Source organism: Flavobacterium sp. 140616W15 (assembly GCF_003668995.1).
In the GTDB taxonomy this organism is placed as follows: Bacteria; Bacteroidota; Bacteroidia; order Flavobacteriales; family Flavobacteriaceae; genus Flavobacterium.
In genome coordinates this window covers 4,290,836-4,308,199 of the sequence record NZ_CP033068.1, presented here as the reverse complement: position 1 = coordinate 4,308,199, position 17,364 = coordinate 4,290,836, and the positions used below count along the sequence as shown (strand labels likewise).

Below are 17,364 nucleotides of genomic sequence, written 5' to 3'. Positions count from 1 at the left end.
AAAAAATCAACTCATAAATTCAAAAAAATGACAATTTTACTACTATAAATCAATAAAACCGCTTTAATATTCAAGAGATTACGTAAAACATAATTTTCTTAACGTTTTGATAACATAATCCGATTAAATTGTTATAATTTTGCCAAAAACAATTAACTAAATAACACAATGAAGACAATGAAAAATTGGTTACTCACAGGACTATTGTTCATGATAGTTTCAACCGTATTTTCTCAAGGAAAAATCACTGGTATTATTACTGATGGTTCAAATTCTTTACCAGGAGCTAACGCTGTTGTTAAAGGGTCAACTGATGCTGGTTCTAGCGATTTTGATGGTAAATTTACTATTACAACTTCAGTAGCATCTGGAGAAGTAGTTATTTCTTACCTAGGTTACGATTCTAAAACAGTTAAATTTTCTCTTTCTAAAGGAGGAACTGTTAATTTAGGAACAATCATTTTAACTTCAAACTCTAACCAATTAGATGAGATTGTTGTAAAAAGCACTATAGTTGATATTGCTAAGGACAGAAAAACTCCTGTTGCTGTTTCTACTATAAAAGCTTCAGAAATTCAAGCAAAATTAGGAACTCAAGAATTTCCTGAGATCTTGAGAAATACACCTTCAGTATACGCTACAAAAGGTAGTGGTGGATACGGAGATTCAAGAATTACCATTCGTGGATTTGACCAAAAGAATATTGCTGTAATGGTAAATGGTATGCCAATTAACGACATGGAAGGTGGAACTGTTTACTGGAGTAACTGGGCTGGACTTGCAGATGTAACTTCAGCAATGCAAGTACAAAGAGGTTTAGGTTCATCTAAACTTGCTGTATCTTCTGTAGGAGGAACAATAAACATTGTAACTAAATCTTCTGACATGAAAGAAGGCGGATCTTTTTCTTCAGGATTTGGTAATGCAAATTACTTAAAACTACAAGGATCTTACAATACTGGAAAATTAGATAATGGTCTTTCTGCTTCTGTTTTATTATCACAAACTCGTGGAGACGGATATATAACAGGTACAGAATTTGAAGGTACTAACTATTATGTAGCTTTAGGATATGCTACAAAAAATAACAAACACGATTTTCAATTTACCGTAACTGGTGCTCCACAATGGCACAACCAGAGATCTTCAAACATTTCAATTGAAACTTACCAAAAATACGGTTCTATTGACAACCCAAATACAAGATATAATGCAGATGCAGGATATTTAGATGGAGAGACGTACAATATTAGAAAAAACTACTACCACAAACCAATTGCTTCTATCAACTGGGATTATAAAATAAACGAAACTACTAAACTTTCGAGTGTACTTTATGCTTCAATGGGTCGTGGTGCTGGAGCAGGTGCTTCAGGTGGTATTAGAGGAAAAGCTTACAGTGATGCAACAGCATTCAGAACAGCTAACGGATTAGTAGATTACGATAAAATTGTAGCTTACAACTCTGGTCAACCAGTTTTCATAAATGGTTTTACTGGATTACAAAGAAGAAAAGATGTTAACGGAGCTTACAGAAACACTTTCTCTTCAGGATCTAGTGCCGACACTCCTGCTGCTGCTTTAACAGGAACTTCTGGAATTTCTCAAACTTCTTCTATCAACTCACATGACTGGTTTGGAGCTGTAATTAATTTAAACAAAAAATTAAGCAATACATTAACTTTAGATTTTGGAGTTGATGCTAGAACTTACAAAGGATACCACTTTACTGTACTAAATGATTTATTAGGTGGAGATGAATTTTACGATACATCAATCAAAAGCTTACAACCAGGTGGTAGAGTACTCACAAATACTTACTCTACAGACGTTGAATGGAATGTTTTCAAAAAAGTAGACTATGAGAAAATTTCATTCAATAGTACTGGAAATGTAAGATGGTACGGGGCTTTTACTCAACTTGAGTATTCTAAAGATAACTTAACTGCATTTGTTCAAGGAGCAATCTCTCAACAAGGATACAAGAGAGAAGATAACTTCTTATACGATCCAGCTGTAAATCCTGAATTAGCTTCAACAGACTACAAAAATATAGTAGGTGGTAACGTAAAAGGAGGAGCAAATTACAACATTAACGAGAAAAACAATGTATATGTAAATGCAGGTTACTACTCAAAACAACCGTTTTTTAACGCTGTTTACCCAAATAACAAATCAACAGTAAACCCTAACCTTACTAACGAAAAAATCATTGGTTTTGAAGCTGGATACGGATTCCGTTCTCGTTTCTTCAATGCTACTGTTAACGTTTATAACACAACTTGGAATGATAGATACTTAAAAGGTAAAGCTCTTCCAACTAGTGCTCAATACCCTTCAAATACTACTTATACAGAATACGTAGGTCTTAATGAAGTTCACTCAGGAATTGAATTTGAAGGAAGTTCAAATTTGACTGAAAAATTAAAAGTTAATGCAATGTTCTCTTACGGAATTTGGGAATACAAAGGAAATGCAACTGTAAATGCTTATTTACAAGCAGACAATACTCCAATTCCAGAGTTCACAGGGACTACAGTTTACATTGACAAAGTAAAAGTTGGTGATGCCGCACAAATAACAGCTTCTTTAGGTGCATCTTACGAAGTACTAACAAGAGTAACATTAGATGCAAACTACAATTTTAATGACAAATTGTACGCAGGATTAAGCCCAGTAGATTTTACTTCTCCAAACAACAAAGGAGCTTTAGAATTACCTTCTTACGGAATATTGGATGCTGGTTTCTCTTATAAAATGCTTTTAGGTAAAGACAAAGACAAATCAATGAACTTTAGATTAAACGTAAACAACGTTTTAGACAAAGTTTACATTGCTGAATCTAGAACTAATTATTTCGCAAGCGATAACTTACCTGTAGCTCCAGGTCAGCCAGAAGGTTCTAAAGGAACTTACGCTTCTAATGGAATGGTTTATGACGGACTTGCAACTACCAACCAAGTATTCTTTGGTTTCGGAAGAACTTGGAACTTTACATTAAGTTATAACTTCTAATATTTAGAATAAAAATAATTATCAAAAACGGCATTGGCTTTTAGCTTAATGCCGTTTTTTTATGCCATAATTTTGTTTATATTTGTTTAAAAAACTCAAGTTCTATGTACGATTTCATACAAAAATTCCACTCTGGATGGGCATATATTGTCTTAATCCTTCTATTAGTTGCAGTTGTAAATGCCATCATCGGTTTTTCTTCAAAAAAAGAGTTCACATCTACAGATCGTAAGATTGGTCTTTTTACTTTAATTGCAACTCATACACAATTATTAATTGGCTTAATTCTTTATTTTATTTCTCCGCTTGGTAAAGCCGCTTTCGGACAAATGTCAAATGCAGAACTTAGACTTACTTCACTAGAGCACCCATTAATCAATATCATTGCAATCATTTTGATAACTATTGGTTGGTCAAAACATAAAAATTTAATCACTAGTGAATCAAAATTTAAAACATTTTCAATCTTTTACGGATTAGGATTAGTACTGATTTTAAGTAGATTGCCATGGAACTTATGGTTCTAAAAATACAGACAAAGCCCTAATTATAGGGCTTTTTTTAATTTCGGCATATTATTTGCGTAAGTTATACCTTAAAAATAAATTTATGAGTAATAAAACATCAATCTTTATCTCTATCCTTATCATTACTTTTTTAAGTTGTGGTTTTTCATATATTACAAGTCAAACCAAACCAGCTGAACCTAAGATAATACAGGATACCTTAAAAAACCAAAAAACAAAACAGTTGCCTCCCCTACTAATAAAGAAAATGACTCTATAACTATAGACAAAAATTCCAAATTAAAATTATACAAAAAATCTGCTCACGCTTCTTATTATGCTGATCGTTTTAATGGTCGAAAAACTGCAAATGGAAGTCGTTTCAATAACAATAAATATACTGCCGCTCACAAAAAACTTCCTTTCGGAACCAAAGTAAAAGTAACAAACGAAGCCAATGGAAAATTTGTAATTGTAGAAATTACAGACAGAGGCCCATTTGTAAAAACACGCGAGATAGATTTATCTAAACGTGCTTTTATGGACATCACCAAAAACAAAGGTGCTGGTGCAATGAAAGTAACTATTGAAACTATAGAAAAAATTAAATAAATTTTCGAATACTCATCATAATTCCAACATGTAACGCTTCATGATAGTTATTAAAAGATAACGCATCCTCAATACCTTTAATAGTAAAGCCAAGACTTGTCGTTAATTCATTGTACGATTTAAATACTTTAGCATTATAATCTACTTCTGTCTGATTTATAGTTTTAAAGAGCAATGATTTAATCTCATCAAGTTCTAATTGCGATATAGTACCATCGGGCTTAGTCCCTTTTCTATATTTATCCACTAACTCATCTGAAACCATCATTGGCAATCCCGACAATTTATATACTAAAAGTTGTTGTGTAACAATAATATGTGCAATATTCCAGATTATATTATTATTAAAACCTTCTGGAATTTTATTTAGTTGTTCTAATGAATAATTTTCTAAAAATTGCGATGTCAATTTTCTGCTTACTCTAATTGTTTCAAATGTTTGATTCATGATTCTGTTTTTTTATAAAAATAGACATTTTGAATCTTAAAAGGGTTTTCTTTGTACTCAAAATTTCGACGCTATGAATAAAATATACTACCTCGCCTCTTGTGATACTTGTCGCAAAATAATAAAAGGACTACCTAAAGATATAGATTTGGTATTTCATGACATCAAGCAAAATCCAATTACTGAAACTGAACTTGAAGAAATGTACCGTCTTGCTGGTAGTTACGAAGCTTTGTTTAGCAAAAAAGCACAATTGTACAAATCAATGGATTTAAAAAACAAATCATTGACTGAAGCTGATTTCAAAAAATACATACTAGAACATTACACTTTCTTGAGCCGTCCTGTCTTTATTATTGATGAAAAAATATACATTGGCAACTCTCAACAAAATATCTTACAGGTAATGAAAGCTTTAGCGAAATAAGCTTCAACTGCATTACAGCAAATATTTCATTATCTTTGCCCCTTTATATCCAATTATATGATACAATCCATGACAGGGTTCGGTAAAGCTTCTTTGCAATTACCAACAAAAAAAATTACTGTAGAAGTAAAATCGCTAAACAGTAAAGGCTTAGACCTCAATGTTAGAATGCCTTCACTTTACAGAGAAATGGAGTTGGGTTTACGCAATCAGATTGCATTGAAACTAGAAAGAGGTAAAGTTGATTTTTCTATTTTTATCGAAAGTACTTCTGAACAAACATCTACGAAAGTAAATGTTCCTATCGTGAGAATTTATATCAACCAATTAAAAGAGGTTTATCCTGAAGCTGACGAAACTGAATTGATGAAAATGGCTATTCGTATGCCAGACACATTAAAAACAGAACGCGAAGAAATTGATGAAAATGATTGGGAGCAAATTCAAACTGTAATTGAAGAAGCACTACAAAACATCTTGAGTTTCAGAAAAGACGAAGGCGAGTCTCTTGAAAAAGAATTTCAATTACGCATAGGCAATATCCGTCAGTATATGACTGATGCTTTGGCATTAGACCCTGAACGTGTACAAGCCATAAAAGACCGTTTACAAACAGCAATTTCTGAGCTTAAAGTAAATGTTGATGAAAACCGTTTTGAACAAGAACTTATCTACTATCTAGAAAAATTAGATATAACTGAAGAAAAAGTACGTTTGACCAATCACCTTGATTATTTCCTAGAAACTATTGATGGCACTGAAGCCAATGGTAGAAAATTAGGTTTTATTACTCAGGAAATGGGCCGTGAAATTAATACCATGGGATCCAAATCTAATCATGCCCAAATGCAAAAATTGGTTGTGATGATGAAAGATGAATTAGAAAAAATCAAAGAACAGGTTTTAAATGTTTTGTAAAAACTAAAACTAGAAAAGATATAATAAATATAAGCTTAAAGCATAGTGCTTCAAGCCAAAAGCATAAGTAATGAAAAAAGGGAAATTAATCGTATTCTCAGCGCCTTCCGGTTCAGGAAAAACAACCATCGTTAGACATTTATTAAGCAAAGAAGATTTAAACCTAGAATTTTCTATTTCGGCAGCTTCCCGCGAACCTCGTGGAGAAGAAGTTCATGGAACGGATTATTATTTTATTTCCTTAGAAGAGTTTAAAAAACACATTAAGGCCGAAGATTTCCTGGAATGGGAAGAAGTATATCGTGATAATTTTTACGGGACTTTAAAAAGCGAAATCGAACGTATTTGGGCTTTAGGCAAAAATGTAATTTTTGATATTGACGTTTCTGGAGGATTGCGTATTAAACATAAATTTCCTGAAGAAACTCTTGCAGTTTTTGTGAAACCACCAAGTATCGATGAACTAAAAATTCGTTTGAAAAAACGCTCGACCGAAAGTGAAGATAAAATCAATATGCGCATTGCTAAAGCATCTGTAGAATTAGCAACTGCACCACAATTTGACAAAATCATCAAAAACTACGATTTGGATACTGCCAAAGAAGAAGCGTATCAACTGGTAAAAGAATTCATTAATAAAGAATAACATTCCTACGCTATAAAAAGCAATATAAAACCCAAATTATTTTAAAAGAAAAAAGTACTATTATGAATAGATTATTTCAAGTAAAAAGAAGCGAAACTAACGTAGATTTTATTATTCTTATAATCCGATTATCGATTGCAACATTGATGATTTTTCATGGTTTACCAAAGTTAAATACACTTTTAGCAGGAGGTGAAATTCAATTTCCTGATCCTCTTGGAGTAGGAAACACGCTTTCTTTAGGCCTTGCTGTTTTTGCCGAAGTTGTATGTTCATTTCTTATCGCAATAGGTTTAGCAACTAGATTAGCTTCAATACCTTTAATAGTAACAATGTTAGTTGCTGTATTTGTTGTTCATGGAGCCGACCCTATCGATGTTAAAGAAATGGCTATTTTATATCTATTATTTTATTTACTCCTTTTTGTAACTGGAAGTGGTAAATTCTCAATAGACAATTTCATTAGTAAAAAGAGTCGTTTTTAAGCTTAATCGCTATTATTTTAGAACAATTTGAAAGTAAAAAAGACAAAACTACCTCATCCAGTTAAATACTGTTGTAGTTAAAGCTATTCAATCTATCAAACAAAATTACCTTTTTTATGAAAATTGGTCTTTATTTCGGAACTTTTAATCCCATACATGTTGGGCATCTCATTATTGCCAATCACATGGCAGAACATGCCGATTTGGACCAGGTTTGGATGGTAGTTACACCGCATAACCCTCTTAAAAAGAAAGATACTTTACTCGATGACTATCATCGCTTGCAAATGGTTCATTTGGCTACAGATAGTTTTGATAAGTTAAAACCTTCGGATATTGAGTTTAAACTCTCTCAGCCTAATTATACTGTAAATACATTAGTTCATTTACAAGAAAGATATCCTAATCATGAGTTTTCATTGATTATGGGCGAAGACAACTTGAAGACTCTTCATAAATGGAAAAACTATGAAATAATTCTTCAAGATTATGACATTTATGTTTATCCTCGAATTTCATCTGAAGTAGAAAATTTAGAATTAAAAAATCACCCTAAAATTCATTTAATAGATGCGCCTATTGTAGAAATATCTTCTACTTTTATTCGTAACAATATTAAAGAAGGAAAAAATATTCAACCACTATTACCAGAAAAAGTCTGGGAATATATCGATCACAATAATTTCTACAAGAAGTAATAACATTAATTTGTTTTATATATAATTCGAAAAATCTTATTTAAAACATAGATTTTATGTGTCGTTAAAAAGAAAGCAAAAAAGAAAAATATTTCTCTCACATAGCTAACTCTGTGCATTCAAAATAAGTGAAACGCCTATTTTTAAGAGTACAAAAACTATGTTTCTATGCGTTAAAAACAATTGTATATAACTCGCCATTATATAAATAAAAAAGCCTAAATGTTAATTCATTTAGACTTTTTCTTTATTGATTAGCTTATAACAGGCTCTTCTTTTTTTACATTATTTCTGATTTCTGATAATGAATGGTCGATTAATAATTTACCATCCCTAAAGACTTCTTTTAACTCTCCTTTACGTTCTTCTTCCCAAGAAACATTATCGGTTAAATGATATACGCCATCTACTAAGTCAATTTTCATTAATCCTTTGGCAGACTTCTTAGTACCATCATCCGTAATTGGATCTTTAAAGATAGCTCTTCCTTCGCCGTTTACTTCACCGTAAGTTGCTTTCATTGCAAATCCAAATGTATCTCTGGTATTGTATTGATATGTAAACGAACCTATTCCAAGAACCACATTTGTAGAAGCAAAACCTTTAGATTTTAATCTTTCACAAATTTGAGTTGCTCTGGCTACAGTAATACTATCCCCATATATTGCTCCAATTTGAGGCACTAATTCTTTATATCCTTTGCTATTTGTAGTTCCTCCAAAAACATCCCAAATTAACTCAATAACACCTTTCTTTTCTTCTTCTGTTTTCCCGTTTGGATTACCACAAATAATATCAACAGGATCTCCACTATCTGGTCTAATTACTACTTTTCCTTCTCTTGAAATAATTTCTTCTTTTAATCGAGGCAAATAATCCGTTAATACCTTCCACAAATCCCAAGTATCTGCAACTATCGAAACGATCCCTTTAGGGTACACTTCGCAAATCAATCTCTTAAATGTATCGTATTCCCCTTCAGTCGTCCCCATACACATTACTGAATGCTCGGTTGCTGCTACTGATCCAGCAACAAGCTCAACATCTGAATTAGCATTGTAATACTCCTCTAGAAAATCAATTGCAGGAATAGTATCAGAACCTGCAAAACTCAATAAATGTCCTGCCGAAGATGTTACAGCCGCTTCTATCCCTCCCATTCCTCTCATAGAGAAATCATGTCCTTGCCAATCTACAAACTCTGGAACTGATGACGTTTCTTGTGCGTATTTATCAAGTACAATTCTATACTGCTTCGCAATTGTTGCAGAATTACAAGGCAACCAAACCACTGCTGAGAGCAATGTTTCGAAATAATTTGTTAACCAAAAAAACTCTGGTATTGTATTGTACATCGTAAACATAGGTACACGAACAGGAACGCTTGCTCCTTCTGGCAATGCTTTAAAAACCATCGGGATGTATCCTAAATCATGTAAATCTTCAATATGTTTCGTTCCAACTAAGTTCTCACCTAAATAGTTATTGATTCTTCTTGCATATTTTTTCACAACCTCTTCTTTTGGCTGTTTAAAAAAGTACAAATCAAAATCTTGAATAATATACTTTTTGATAAAATATTGCAATCCGAAAAACACAACCTCATCGACTCCTTCTATTCTTGATTTTCTTGGCGTCCAATTAGAATATACTAATGTTGTTCCTGTTGGATATTGTCTTCTGTGGTCTACTTTATAACCATCTGTTAGTAATAATGGGTTCATGGTTTATTATTTTAATTTATACGTTTAATTTCTTCCTTTTTCGTTGGGATATAATTCCTGGACTATATCGCTTTGCCAAACTTTTTTTGTTTCAGCATCCATACAGGATAATTTTCCATGAAAAGCGGCTCCTGTATCTATATTCCAAACATTACAACCCTGCATAGGAACTTCGATATTATAATGTAAGGTCGGTGTATGACCTATGTATATTTCTTCGTAAAGCAATAATCTTTTGGGATATAAAAGCGAATCTTTTTTTATTCGCTTGTCCATTGTCAAAGCCATTTCCCACAATGTTCTATCCCAAGAATAATTACTCGAATAATGTTCTTTTTCCGGACCATGCATAGAGGAAAATCCTGCATGAATAAATAAGCGATTTTGGTCATCGATATAATAATCTTTCGTGCTTTCAAAAAAGAATAAATGCTCCGCTATTTTCTCAGAAGTAAAATCTTCATAGCTTTTTATAGTCGCCATTCCTCCGTGTTGCAACCAAATATTATTTGGCTTTCCTGATTGTAACCACTCCTGACACCAAATATCATGATTCCCGTTAATAAATATACAGCTATGTGTTTTATTCAATTCGATAAGAAAATCAATTACTGCTGCCGATTCACTCCAACCATCAACATAATCTCCTAAGAAAATCAATCTATCATTTGCATGGATATTGGTTCGCTCCAAAAGCTGAATTAAAGCTCTTAATCCGCCATGAATATCTCCAATTACCAAAGTCCTTTTCATGATTAAAATTCTATATATTTTACAGGCACTTCATCCGTTAACCAAACATTGTTTTCAGACAAATAAAATTTAAATCCGTCTCTATGCATGGCTCCACTCCTAACGCTTAAAATCTGCGGAGCTCCTCTTCTTCCGCCCACCTTAATAGCTGTTTCTCTATCTTGGCTAAGATGTACGTGTTGACGGCTCATTTTCTGAAGTCCTTCTCTTTTGATACTCTCCATAAACTTCCCAACTGTCCCGTGATACAAAAACTCCGAAGGTTCTGCTTCATTGAGGTTTAGCTCAACCGAAATTGAATGTCCCTGACTTGCTCTTATTTTAGTTTTATCTTCATTAAAAGCAAATCTTTTTTTATCATTATTTTCTACTACATAATCCAGAAGTTCTGAATTTAATGTGTTTCCGTTTTTCGAACATTTTGCAATCAATTCTTCTACATCTGCCCAACCATTTTCATCTAGTTTTAAATTTATGGTTTCTGGCGAATGTCTGAGTACTAAACTCAGGAATTTGCTAATGCTTTTTGCTATTTTTTCATTCATAATTTCTATGAAATAATATTTCTTATTTTAATTCATCCCTAACTTCCATCAAAGCAAATCCTAAAAGGTTTGGCCCTCTCCATTTCTTAGGATTCAAAACATCTTTGTGGTCACTTGCCATTCCTATACCCCAGATTGGATCAACTGGGCTTGCTTCTACTAAAACTCTATCCTTTGTATTAATTAGAAATTCTTTTAGATTCTTATTCTGACTGAATTTGTAAAAATTCCCTTGTCGAACAATCTCGTATCTATTATCTAACCAAACAGCATCATCATAATTTTTAACTTCTCTGCCTAACTTTTTGGCTTCGGCAGGAGAATTGGCTTTAATTATTTTTTCTAAAACTTCTTTATCGTTAAACAATTCTGCTTTCTTTGCCATCATCCAGTGTTCTGCCGTTTTATAAGTCACATTATCAACTTCAAATGAGCTTAACCACCACTGACTGAAACAAGTTTTAGAAATACTTCCATCTTTATTTGGCTGATGTCCCCAAAAAAAGAGATATTTATTATCTTGATTTTCTGCTATGAGTTTTTCTATACTATACTTCATATCAATTCACTTAATTTCACAACTTCAACACTTTCTCCTTCAAAATCTTTGAAAGAATTGGTTGTAAATATTTTATCGAAACAATCTAAAACCTCAAAACCTTTATTGAAAATTCCGTGGCTTACCGCTAGATATAATTTTCCAGCATTTTTCTTTTTTAACTCTTCTGCTAATCCTACGAAGGTTCCCCCTCCATCGCAAATATCATCTACAATAAGACAATCCATTCCCTGCAAATCATCTTCATATACTTTAAAGCCTGATAATCTTCCTGTTTTCACATCGCGGCTTTTACTACATTCTACAACATCAACTCCGCCAAGAAACTCAGAAACTTTATAGATTTTTTTCAACGCTCCACCGTCTGGAGAAATTAATTTTACATTGCTTCCTATTGTTTTTATCACTTTTTGGATAAAAATATGATTCGGAATTACATCACAATTGTTTACCAAAGCTGGGGTAACTTCAGAATGTGCATCAAAAACAGATACTTTGTTCAATTGCATTGCATTTATGATATCTGCATAAACTTTTACTGATAATGGTTCTCCTTTTATCATGACACGATCTTGTCTTGCCGCTGGAAAATAAGGAATAAACAAATCAATAACTTTTACGTCCATCCTTCTTAATGCGTCAACAGCTAAACATAATAATCCAAAATCGTTGAATGAATTTAATCTATGTGTAATTGTTATTTTTTGATTGACATCAAAATCAGGATTAATCTTGATATGTGGTTCTCCTCCTGAAAAAATGAAACTTTTAAAATCTATTTCTTTTTGTCCTGGAAATGGTCTGAAATTTGGGTCTAAATTAAGTATCATAGCTTTTTTAGTTTGCGTTAATTATACGCAAATATACATTTAATATTCTGTTCAACAATTATTTTGTGTAAAAATTACGCAAACTTTATTTCAAAGTGGAATCCTTCTTTCAATAAGTCATTATATTTCTTCTGATTAAACTTAAATAATTTTGCTGGCCTTCCTGTTTTATTAGGAGAAAAATTATCTGTTTCCTGAATAATCCCGTAACTTAAAATCTTTTTTCTGAAATTTCTTCTGTCTATTTCTTTCTCTAAAATCGTGCAATACAAATTCTCTAATTCTGAAAACATAAACTCTACTGGCAATAAATCAAACCCGATTGGTTCATAAGTAAGTTTTGCTTTTAAACGTTCAATTGCTTTTTTTAAAATCAAATTATGGTCAAAAGCCAAAACTGGAATAGTATCCACTTTAAACCATTGTGCATTATCTGCGTCAGAATCAGCCTTAACTTTTAGCTTTGAAGGATCTACTAATGCAAAATATGCTACAGAAATAACCCTGTTTCTCGGATCCCTGAAAACATCATCACCGAAAGTAAATAATTGCTCAAAGTGATTCACCGTAATATTAGTTTCCTCTTTTAACTCCCGTTTTACTGCTTGCTGCAATGATTCATCATTTTTCACTAATCCGCCTGGCAAAGCCCAATACGATTCTGTAGATCCAAATTTTTGCTGAATTAAAAGCACATATAATTGATTGTTTTGGTATCCAAAAACAATCGCATCGACAGCAACTCTAATATTTTGATTTTCTATCATAACTTTAATGCGTAAAATTTACACAAATATAAATACTATTTGTACTGATTAAGATTTAACCTCTATCAAATATAAACATAAGTGATTATCATTTTAAAACCTCCTTTAATTCTGTAGCAATAGTTTCAAAAATAGGACTCAGGTTACTGTTTTTTCCAGACAATAAGAAAACATCTATACTAGGCATTTCTTTACTATTCCATAGTAGCTTTATCTTATTTTCCTGAATTAATTCTTTTGCATTACAATCCCATGTTATTCCAATTCCACTATTCTTAGAAAGTACTCTTAGCATTTCACTTTCATTAGGAATAATATAATTGGGCACCATAGATGGTCTTTTTTTATTAAAAACACTTAACCAAAACAATTTAACATGCGGAATTCGAGCATCATGACTATACCATTTTTGCTCATTAAGCCACTGCTCTATTTCAGATAATTTTTTAGATTTTAATTTTAACTTGAATTCATTTGTCTCAAGTTGTGGGGATGAAACCATTATTAATTTAATTTTTCCAACAATTTCGTATATCGTATCAAACGTATCAAACTGCTTGGTGATAATGGCAAAATCAAGCTTCTTAGTATCAACTAACTCAAAAAGTGTATCATTATCATGAAAACTAAAATCTATAAAATCGAATTTAGAAATCAGAACACTTCCTAAACTAGCAAATAAATTTTTAGAAATCCCTACTGAAATTAATCGATTGGCATCGGAGGCTTTTGCACGAAATCCATTCTCTACATTTTCGAGACGATCCAGGGCATCTATAATTAGATTATTAAGTAACTTAGCATAGTCCGTTGGTTCTACTCCTTTTGATTTTCTGTTAAAGAGCTTATAACCTACGTGTGCTTCCAACATTGATATTTGCTGACTAACTGCTGGTTGACTGATAAAAAGTTCTTTGGCAGCCAAAGAAAAATTACCATTTTTATATACCGATTTAAACGTTCTGTACCATTCTAAATTAACCATGATATAAATATATTTATCACAAACATAATTTATTTTATTTTTACTAATACCTTAATTGCTCTAATTTTGTATCAAATAAAACATCTTATGAAGAAAATTGCTCTATTTGTTATTATCGCATTAACTATAAACAGTACAAAAGTTACTGCCCAAAAAGTAAATAAAAAAGCTATGAAAAAAGTATTATTTGTTGTAACCAGTAATGACAAACTGGGCAATACAGGAGAAAAAACAGGTTTTTGGTCAGAAGAATTTGCTGCACCTTATTATGAGTTATTAGATCAGGGTATTGAAATTACAATTGCTTCACCACTTGGAGGGCAACCACCAATAGATCCAAAAAGTGCAGATCCAGCATCTGCAACAGAAGACACAAAACGATTTGATACTGACAAAGTATTACAAGAAAAATTAGCACACACACACAAACTTTCGACTATCAATCAAGCAAATTACGATGCTGTTTTTTATCCTGGAGGTCATGGACCATTGTGGGATTTAGTAGAAGATAAAAATTCAATTGCTTTAATTGAGTCTTTTTATACTCACAAAAAACCTGTAGCTTTTGTTTGTCACGCTCCTGCTGTGCTTAAAAATGTAAAAGTAAATGGTGAATTTTTAGTAAAAGGAAAAAAAGTAACTGGTTTTACAAATGAAGAAGAAGAGGCCGTTGGCTTAACTAAAGTCGTTCCCTTTTTATTAGAAGATGCTTTAAAACATAATGGAGCAAATTTCTTAAAAGGAGCAAACTGGGAACCATACGCTGTTGAAGATGGATTATTAATTACAGGACAAAATCCTGCATCATCAAAATTGGTTGCTAAAAAGTTATTACAAAAATTGAATTCTAAATAAAGACGCTAAGCTCCTGAGATTCTATTCTACTATGAGAAAAACTTAGAACCTCAACAACTTACTATCTTAGTAACTATAAAATAAAAAACTATGTTAAACTTTGAATTATACAATCCGACAAATCTAGTTTTCGGAAAAGGACAAATTGATAAACTAAAAGACCTTGTTCCTCAAGGAGCAAAATATTATTGGCTTATGGAGGTGGGAGCATCTTTAAAAACGGAATTCACGAACAAGTAATCAATAACCTTAAAGGTTTTGATATTGTAGAATTCGGCGGAATTGAACCAAATCCACACTTCGAAACTTTAATGAAAGCTGTAGCGGTTATCAAAGCTGAAAAAATTGATTTTATTTTAGCTGTTGGTGGTGGTTCTGTAATTGACGGAGTTAAATTTATTTCGGCTACCGTTAATTTTGATGGGAATCCAATTGATATCCTTCATAAACGTTTGTTGATTAAAGAAAATGCTGTACCATTCGGAACCGTTCTAACGTTGCCTGCAACAGGAAGTGAAATGAATTCAGGTGCTGTAGTTACCATTGAAGCTACTCAGGAAAAATTAGCTTTTGGTGGAAGTGCGTTGTTTCCAAAATTCTCTATTTGTGATCCAACTGTAATTACATCTTTACCAAAAAGACAATTACAAAATGGTGTTGTAGATGCTTATACTCACGTTATGGAACAATACTTAACGTATCCTCATGAAGGTTATTTACAAGACCGAATTGCCGAAGGTATTTTACAAACTTTAATAGAGGTCGGACCAAAAGTGGTTGAAAACCCTACTGATTATACTCTGGCTTCAAACTTTATGTGGAGTTGTACTATGGCGTTAAATGGATTAATTCAAAAAGGCGTACCTAGTGATTGGGCAACTCATATGATTGGTCATGAATTAACTGCTTTATACGGCATCGACCATGCTAGAACATTAGCAATTGTTGGTCCTAGTTTATACCATGTAATGTTTGAAACTAAAAAAGGAAAACTAGCACAATACGGAAGACGTATTTTTAACCTAACAGGTTCAGATGATGAAGTTGCTAAAGAAGCTATCAACCAAACAGTGGCCTTTTTTCATACTATGGGAATGGATACCAAACTATCTCAATATACAAATGACTATGACAAAACAGCCGATTTTATAGTAAATCGCTTTGAAGAAAGAGGATGGAAAGGTTTAGGAGAAAATCAATTGGTTACTTTGGATAAAGTAAAATCGATTGTAGAAATGAGTTATTAAACTTCTCAAGATAGAAATAAAATAGAAAAGGCGTTCTTAAACTTATTTTAAGGACGCCTTTTCACAATACTAAAACAAAACTAACTAACTCAATTTGTAAATTCATTTAACTAAAATTCTAATTCATAAACTACTATAACGTAAGAATCAATAACTTATTGTATGCAATGTAAAAAAAATCGTTTTTTATTATTGAAACCAAAATAGCACATTAATTCGGCTCTTTTTTGTGTTATTACTGCATTATTAAGTACTTTTGATGAAAATTAATAATTAAATGAGCGAAAATTTAAAATTTGCAGTAATCGGTGGTGGAAGCTGGGCGACCGCCATTGCAAAAATGCTATGTGTAAATCTTTCTGAAATTTCGTGGTACATGCGTAATGACGCTGCTATCGAACACATTAATAAATACAAACACAACCCGAATTACTTAAGTTCGGTAGAATTTGATACTCAAAAACTAAAACTTACCAATAATATAAATGAAGCCGTTGAATATGCTGATTATATTATTTTTGCTATTCCATCGGCTTTTTTACATGCTGAGTTAGAGAAACTAACTGTATCGTTAGAGAATAAAATTGTTTTCTCTGCTATTAAAGGGATTGTTCCTGAAACGAGTTTGATTGTTGGAGAGCATTTTCATATAAAATACGACATTCCTTTTTACAATATTGGTGTTATTACTGGTCCATGTCATGCCGAAGAAGTTGCGCTTGAAAGATTATCATATTTAACAATTGCATGTGGCGATCCAAGTAAAGCTGGCGTTGTTGCTAAAAACCTATCTGGAAACTACATTAAAGCCAAAATTTCTGATGATATTATTGGTACCGAATATGCTGCAATGCTTAAAAACATTTATGCGATAGCTGCTGGAATTGCACATGGCTTAGGTTATGGCGACAATTTTCAATCGGTTATCATGAGTAATGCCATTCGTGAAATGAAGAAATTCATCAAGAAAGTGCATAAAATGAAACGTAACATTAATGACTCAGCTTACTTAGGCGATTTATTAGTTACAGGATATTCTGTTTTTTCAAGAAACAGAATGTTTGGAAATATGATTGGAAAAGGATACACTGTAAAAAGTGCTATGATGGAGATGAGCATGGTTTCTGAAGGGTATTATGCAACCAAAAGCGCTTACAAACTAAACCAAGGTTACGGTGCAAAAACACCAATTATAGATGCTGTATATAGTATCTTATATGAAGGCAAAGACGCCAAAGTGGTATTTAAAAAATTAACGGATTTATTAGACTAATATTTCGTTTTCTATCTGTTAAAAATAAAGAAGAGTCCCAAATAATTAAATTATTTGGGACTCTTCTTTAT

The 17,364-nt window shown here is 32.3% G+C and carries 17 protein-coding genes and 2 pseudogenes; 11 read left to right on the top strand and 8 right to left on the bottom strand.

Translation table 11 applies throughout. The features are described from left to right. Positions 1 to 168: 168 nt before the first annotated feature. The 3 genes and pseudogenes from EAG11_RS18840 to EAG11_RS18830 all read left to right on the top strand — a co-directional run bounded on the left by EAG11_RS18840 (position 169) and on the right by EAG11_RS18830 (position 4,133). Positions 169 to 3,015 carry a TonB-dependent receptor gene (locus tag EAG11_RS18840; protein ID WP_129540532.1) on the top strand — a complete coding sequence of 949 codons (2,847 nt, stop codon included), beginning with the start codon at positions 169 to 171 and terminating at the stop codon, positions 3,013 to 3,015. 104 nt (positions 3,016 to 3,119) lie between these two features. After that, complete coding sequence (locus EAG11_RS18835; RefSeq protein ID WP_129540531.1) at positions 3,120 to 3,542, top strand: hypothetical protein; 423 nt, start codon at positions 3,120 to 3,122, stop codon at positions 3,540 to 3,542. 82 nt (positions 3,543 to 3,624) lie between these two features. Further along, a pseudogene (locus EAG11_RS18830) lies at positions 3,625 to 4,133 on the top strand (septal ring lytic transglycosylase RlpA family protein). Here EAG11_RS18830 and EAG11_RS18825 read toward each other — a convergent pair. Beyond that, complete coding sequence (locus EAG11_RS18825) at positions 4,126 to 4,581, bottom strand: DinB family protein (protein ID WP_129540530.1); 456 nt, start codon at positions 4,579 to 4,581, stop codon at positions 4,126 to 4,128. The pseudogene EAG11_RS18830 and the gene EAG11_RS18825 sit on opposite strands and share 8 nt — an antisense overlap. 73 nt (positions 4,582 to 4,654) lie before the next feature. Between EAG11_RS18825 and EAG11_RS18820 the strand changes: the two genes are divergently transcribed. The 5 genes from EAG11_RS18820 to nadD all read left to right on the top strand — a co-directional run bounded on the left by EAG11_RS18820 (position 4,655) and on the right by nadD (position 7,755). Further along, on the top strand, positions 4,655 to 5,008 hold the full coding sequence (locus EAG11_RS18820; RefSeq protein ID WP_129540529.1) for an arsenate reductase family protein: 354 nt from the start codon (positions 4,655 to 4,657) through the stop codon (positions 5,006 to 5,008). Between the two features lie 57 nt (positions 5,009 to 5,065). Continuing rightward, complete coding sequence (locus EAG11_RS18815) at positions 5,066 to 5,926, top strand: YicC/YloC family endoribonuclease (protein ID WP_129540528.1); 861 nt, start codon at positions 5,066 to 5,068, stop codon at positions 5,924 to 5,926. A 70-nt stretch (positions 5,927 to 5,996) separates the two neighbouring features. Further along, complete coding sequence (gene gmk / locus EAG11_RS18810) at positions 5,997 to 6,572, top strand: guanylate kinase (RefSeq protein WP_129540527.1); 576 nt, start codon at positions 5,997 to 5,999, stop codon at positions 6,570 to 6,572. A gap of 62 nt (positions 6,573 to 6,634) precedes the next feature. Continuing rightward, positions 6,635 to 7,057 (top strand): DoxX family protein, encoded by a 423-nt coding sequence (locus EAG11_RS18805; RefSeq protein WP_129540526.1) that lies wholly within the window; start codon positions 6,635 to 6,637, stop codon positions 7,055 to 7,057. 116 nt (positions 7,058 to 7,173) lie between these two features. Then, entirely contained in the window at positions 7,174 to 7,755 is a 582-nt protein-coding gene (nadD, locus tag EAG11_RS18800; protein WP_129540525.1) for a nicotinate (nicotinamide) nucleotide adenylyltransferase, read from the top strand. 254 nt (positions 7,756 to 8,009) lie between these two features. On the opposite strand, the gene EAG11_RS18795 is transcribed toward nadD, so the two are convergent. From EAG11_RS18795 to EAG11_RS18765, 7 genes are all read right to left on the bottom strand, one after another. After that, positions 8,010 to 9,479, bottom strand: a complete 1,470-nt coding sequence (locus tag EAG11_RS18795) for a nicotinate phosphoribosyltransferase (protein WP_129540524.1) — start codon at positions 9,477 to 9,479, stop codon at positions 8,010 to 8,012. Between the two features lie 24 nt (positions 9,480 to 9,503). Next, positions 9,504 to 10,232: a metallophosphoesterase family protein gene (locus EAG11_RS18790; protein ID WP_129540523.1), complete on the bottom strand. Its 729-nt coding sequence runs from the start codon at positions 10,230 to 10,232 to the stop codon at positions 9,504 to 9,506. Between the two features lie 2 nt (positions 10,233 to 10,234). After that, positions 10,235 to 10,777, bottom strand: a complete 543-nt coding sequence (locus tag EAG11_RS18785) for an RNA 2'-phosphotransferase (protein WP_129540522.1) — start codon at positions 10,775 to 10,777, stop codon at positions 10,235 to 10,237. Positions 10,778 to 10,799: 22 nt separating this feature from the next. Beyond that, positions 10,800 to 11,336 (bottom strand): NADAR family protein, encoded by a 537-nt coding sequence (locus EAG11_RS18780; RefSeq protein ID WP_129540521.1) that lies wholly within the window; start codon positions 11,334 to 11,336, stop codon positions 10,800 to 10,802. Next, positions 11,333 to 12,166, bottom strand: coding sequence for a ribose-phosphate diphosphokinase (gene prs, locus EAG11_RS18775; RefSeq protein ID WP_129540520.1), 834 nt, complete (start codon positions 12,164 to 12,166; stop codon positions 11,333 to 11,335). The genes EAG11_RS18780 and prs overlap by 4 nt, the downstream gene beginning before the upstream one ends. 74 nt (positions 12,167 to 12,240) lie before the next feature. Beyond that, positions 12,241 to 12,933, bottom strand: coding sequence for an NUDIX domain-containing protein (locus EAG11_RS18770; RefSeq protein WP_129540519.1), 693 nt, complete (start codon positions 12,931 to 12,933; stop codon positions 12,241 to 12,243). An 88-nt stretch (positions 12,934 to 13,021) separates the two neighbouring features. Then, a complete protein-coding gene (locus EAG11_RS18765) occupies positions 13,022 to 13,918 on the bottom strand; it encodes a LysR family transcriptional regulator (RefSeq protein ID WP_129540518.1) in 897 nt (298 codons plus the stop codon). An 87-nt stretch (positions 13,919 to 14,005) separates the two neighbouring features. Here EAG11_RS18765 and EAG11_RS18760 point away from each other — a divergent pair, with 87 nt between their 5' ends. From EAG11_RS18760 to EAG11_RS18750, 3 genes and pseudogenes are all read left to right on the top strand, one after another. Then, positions 14,006 to 14,773 (top strand): type 1 glutamine amidotransferase domain-containing protein, encoded by a 768-nt coding sequence (locus tag EAG11_RS18760; RefSeq protein ID WP_164998738.1) that lies wholly within the window; start codon positions 14,006 to 14,008, stop codon positions 14,771 to 14,773. 90 nt (positions 14,774 to 14,863) lie between these two features. Continuing rightward, positions 14,864 to 16,020: pseudogene (locus EAG11_RS18755) on the top strand (iron-containing alcohol dehydrogenase). 277 nt (positions 16,021 to 16,297) lie between these two features. Beyond that, entirely contained in the window at positions 16,298 to 17,293 is a 996-nt protein-coding gene (locus EAG11_RS18750) for an NAD(P)H-dependent glycerol-3-phosphate dehydrogenase (protein ID WP_129540517.1), read from the top strand. Positions 17,294 to 17,364 lie beyond the last annotated feature (71 nt).

Excerpts from the sequence above, each read along its gene's own strand:
- EAG11_RS18765 (WP_129540518.1), bottom strand. The coding sequence starts at position 13,918 with ATGGTTAATTTAGAATGGTACAGAACGTTTAAATCGGTATATAAAAAT.
- EAG11_RS18825 (WP_129540530.1), bottom strand. The coding sequence starts at position 4,581 with ATGAATCAAACATTTGAAACAATTAGAGTAAGCAGAAAATTGACATCG.
- EAG11_RS18840 (WP_129540532.1), top strand. The coding sequence starts at position 169 with ATGAAGACAATGAAAAATTGGTTACTCACAGGACTATTGTTCATGATA.
- EAG11_RS18805 (WP_129540526.1), top strand. The coding sequence starts at position 6,635 with ATGAATAGATTATTTCAAGTAAAAAGAAGCGAAACTAACGTAGATTTT.
- EAG11_RS18835 (WP_129540531.1), top strand. The coding sequence starts at position 3,120 with ATGTACGATTTCATACAAAAATTCCACTCTGGATGGGCATATATTGTC.
- EAG11_RS18795 (WP_129540524.1), bottom strand. The coding sequence starts at position 9,479 with ATGAACCCATTATTACTAACAGATGGTTATAAAGTAGACCACAGAAGA.
- EAG11_RS18820 (WP_129540529.1), top strand. The coding sequence starts at position 4,655 with ATGAATAAAATATACTACCTCGCCTCTTGTGATACTTGTCGCAAAATA.
- prs (WP_129540520.1), bottom strand. The coding sequence starts at position 12,166 with ATGATACTTAATTTAGACCCAAATTTCAGACCATTTCCAGGACAAAAA.
- EAG11_RS18785 (WP_129540522.1), bottom strand. The coding sequence starts at position 10,777 with ATGAATGAAAAAATAGCAAAAAGCATTAGCAAATTCCTGAGTTTAGTA.
- EAG11_RS18770 (WP_129540519.1), bottom strand. The coding sequence starts at position 12,933 with ATGATAGAAAATCAAAATATTAGAGTTGCTGTCGATGCGATTGTTTTT.
- EAG11_RS18815 (WP_129540528.1), top strand. The coding sequence starts at position 5,066 with ATGATACAATCCATGACAGGGTTCGGTAAAGCTTCTTTGCAATTACCA.
- EAG11_RS18750 (WP_129540517.1), top strand. The coding sequence starts at position 16,298 with ATGAGCGAAAATTTAAAATTTGCAGTAATCGGTGGTGGAAGCTGGGCG.
- nadD (WP_129540525.1), top strand. The coding sequence starts at position 7,174 with ATGAAAATTGGTCTTTATTTCGGAACTTTTAATCCCATACATGTTGGG.
- EAG11_RS18780 (WP_129540521.1), bottom strand. The coding sequence starts at position 11,336 with ATGAAGTATAGTATAGAAAAACTCATAGCAGAAAATCAAGATAATAAA.
- EAG11_RS18760 (WP_164998738.1), top strand. The coding sequence starts at position 14,006 with ATGAAGAAAATTGCTCTATTTGTTATTATCGCATTAACTATAAACAGT.
- EAG11_RS18790 (WP_129540523.1), bottom strand. The coding sequence starts at position 10,232 with ATGAAAAGGACTTTGGTAATTGGAGATATTCATGGCGGATTAAGAGCT.
- gmk (WP_129540527.1), top strand. The coding sequence starts at position 5,997 with ATGAAAAAAGGGAAATTAATCGTATTCTCAGCGCCTTCCGGTTCAGGA.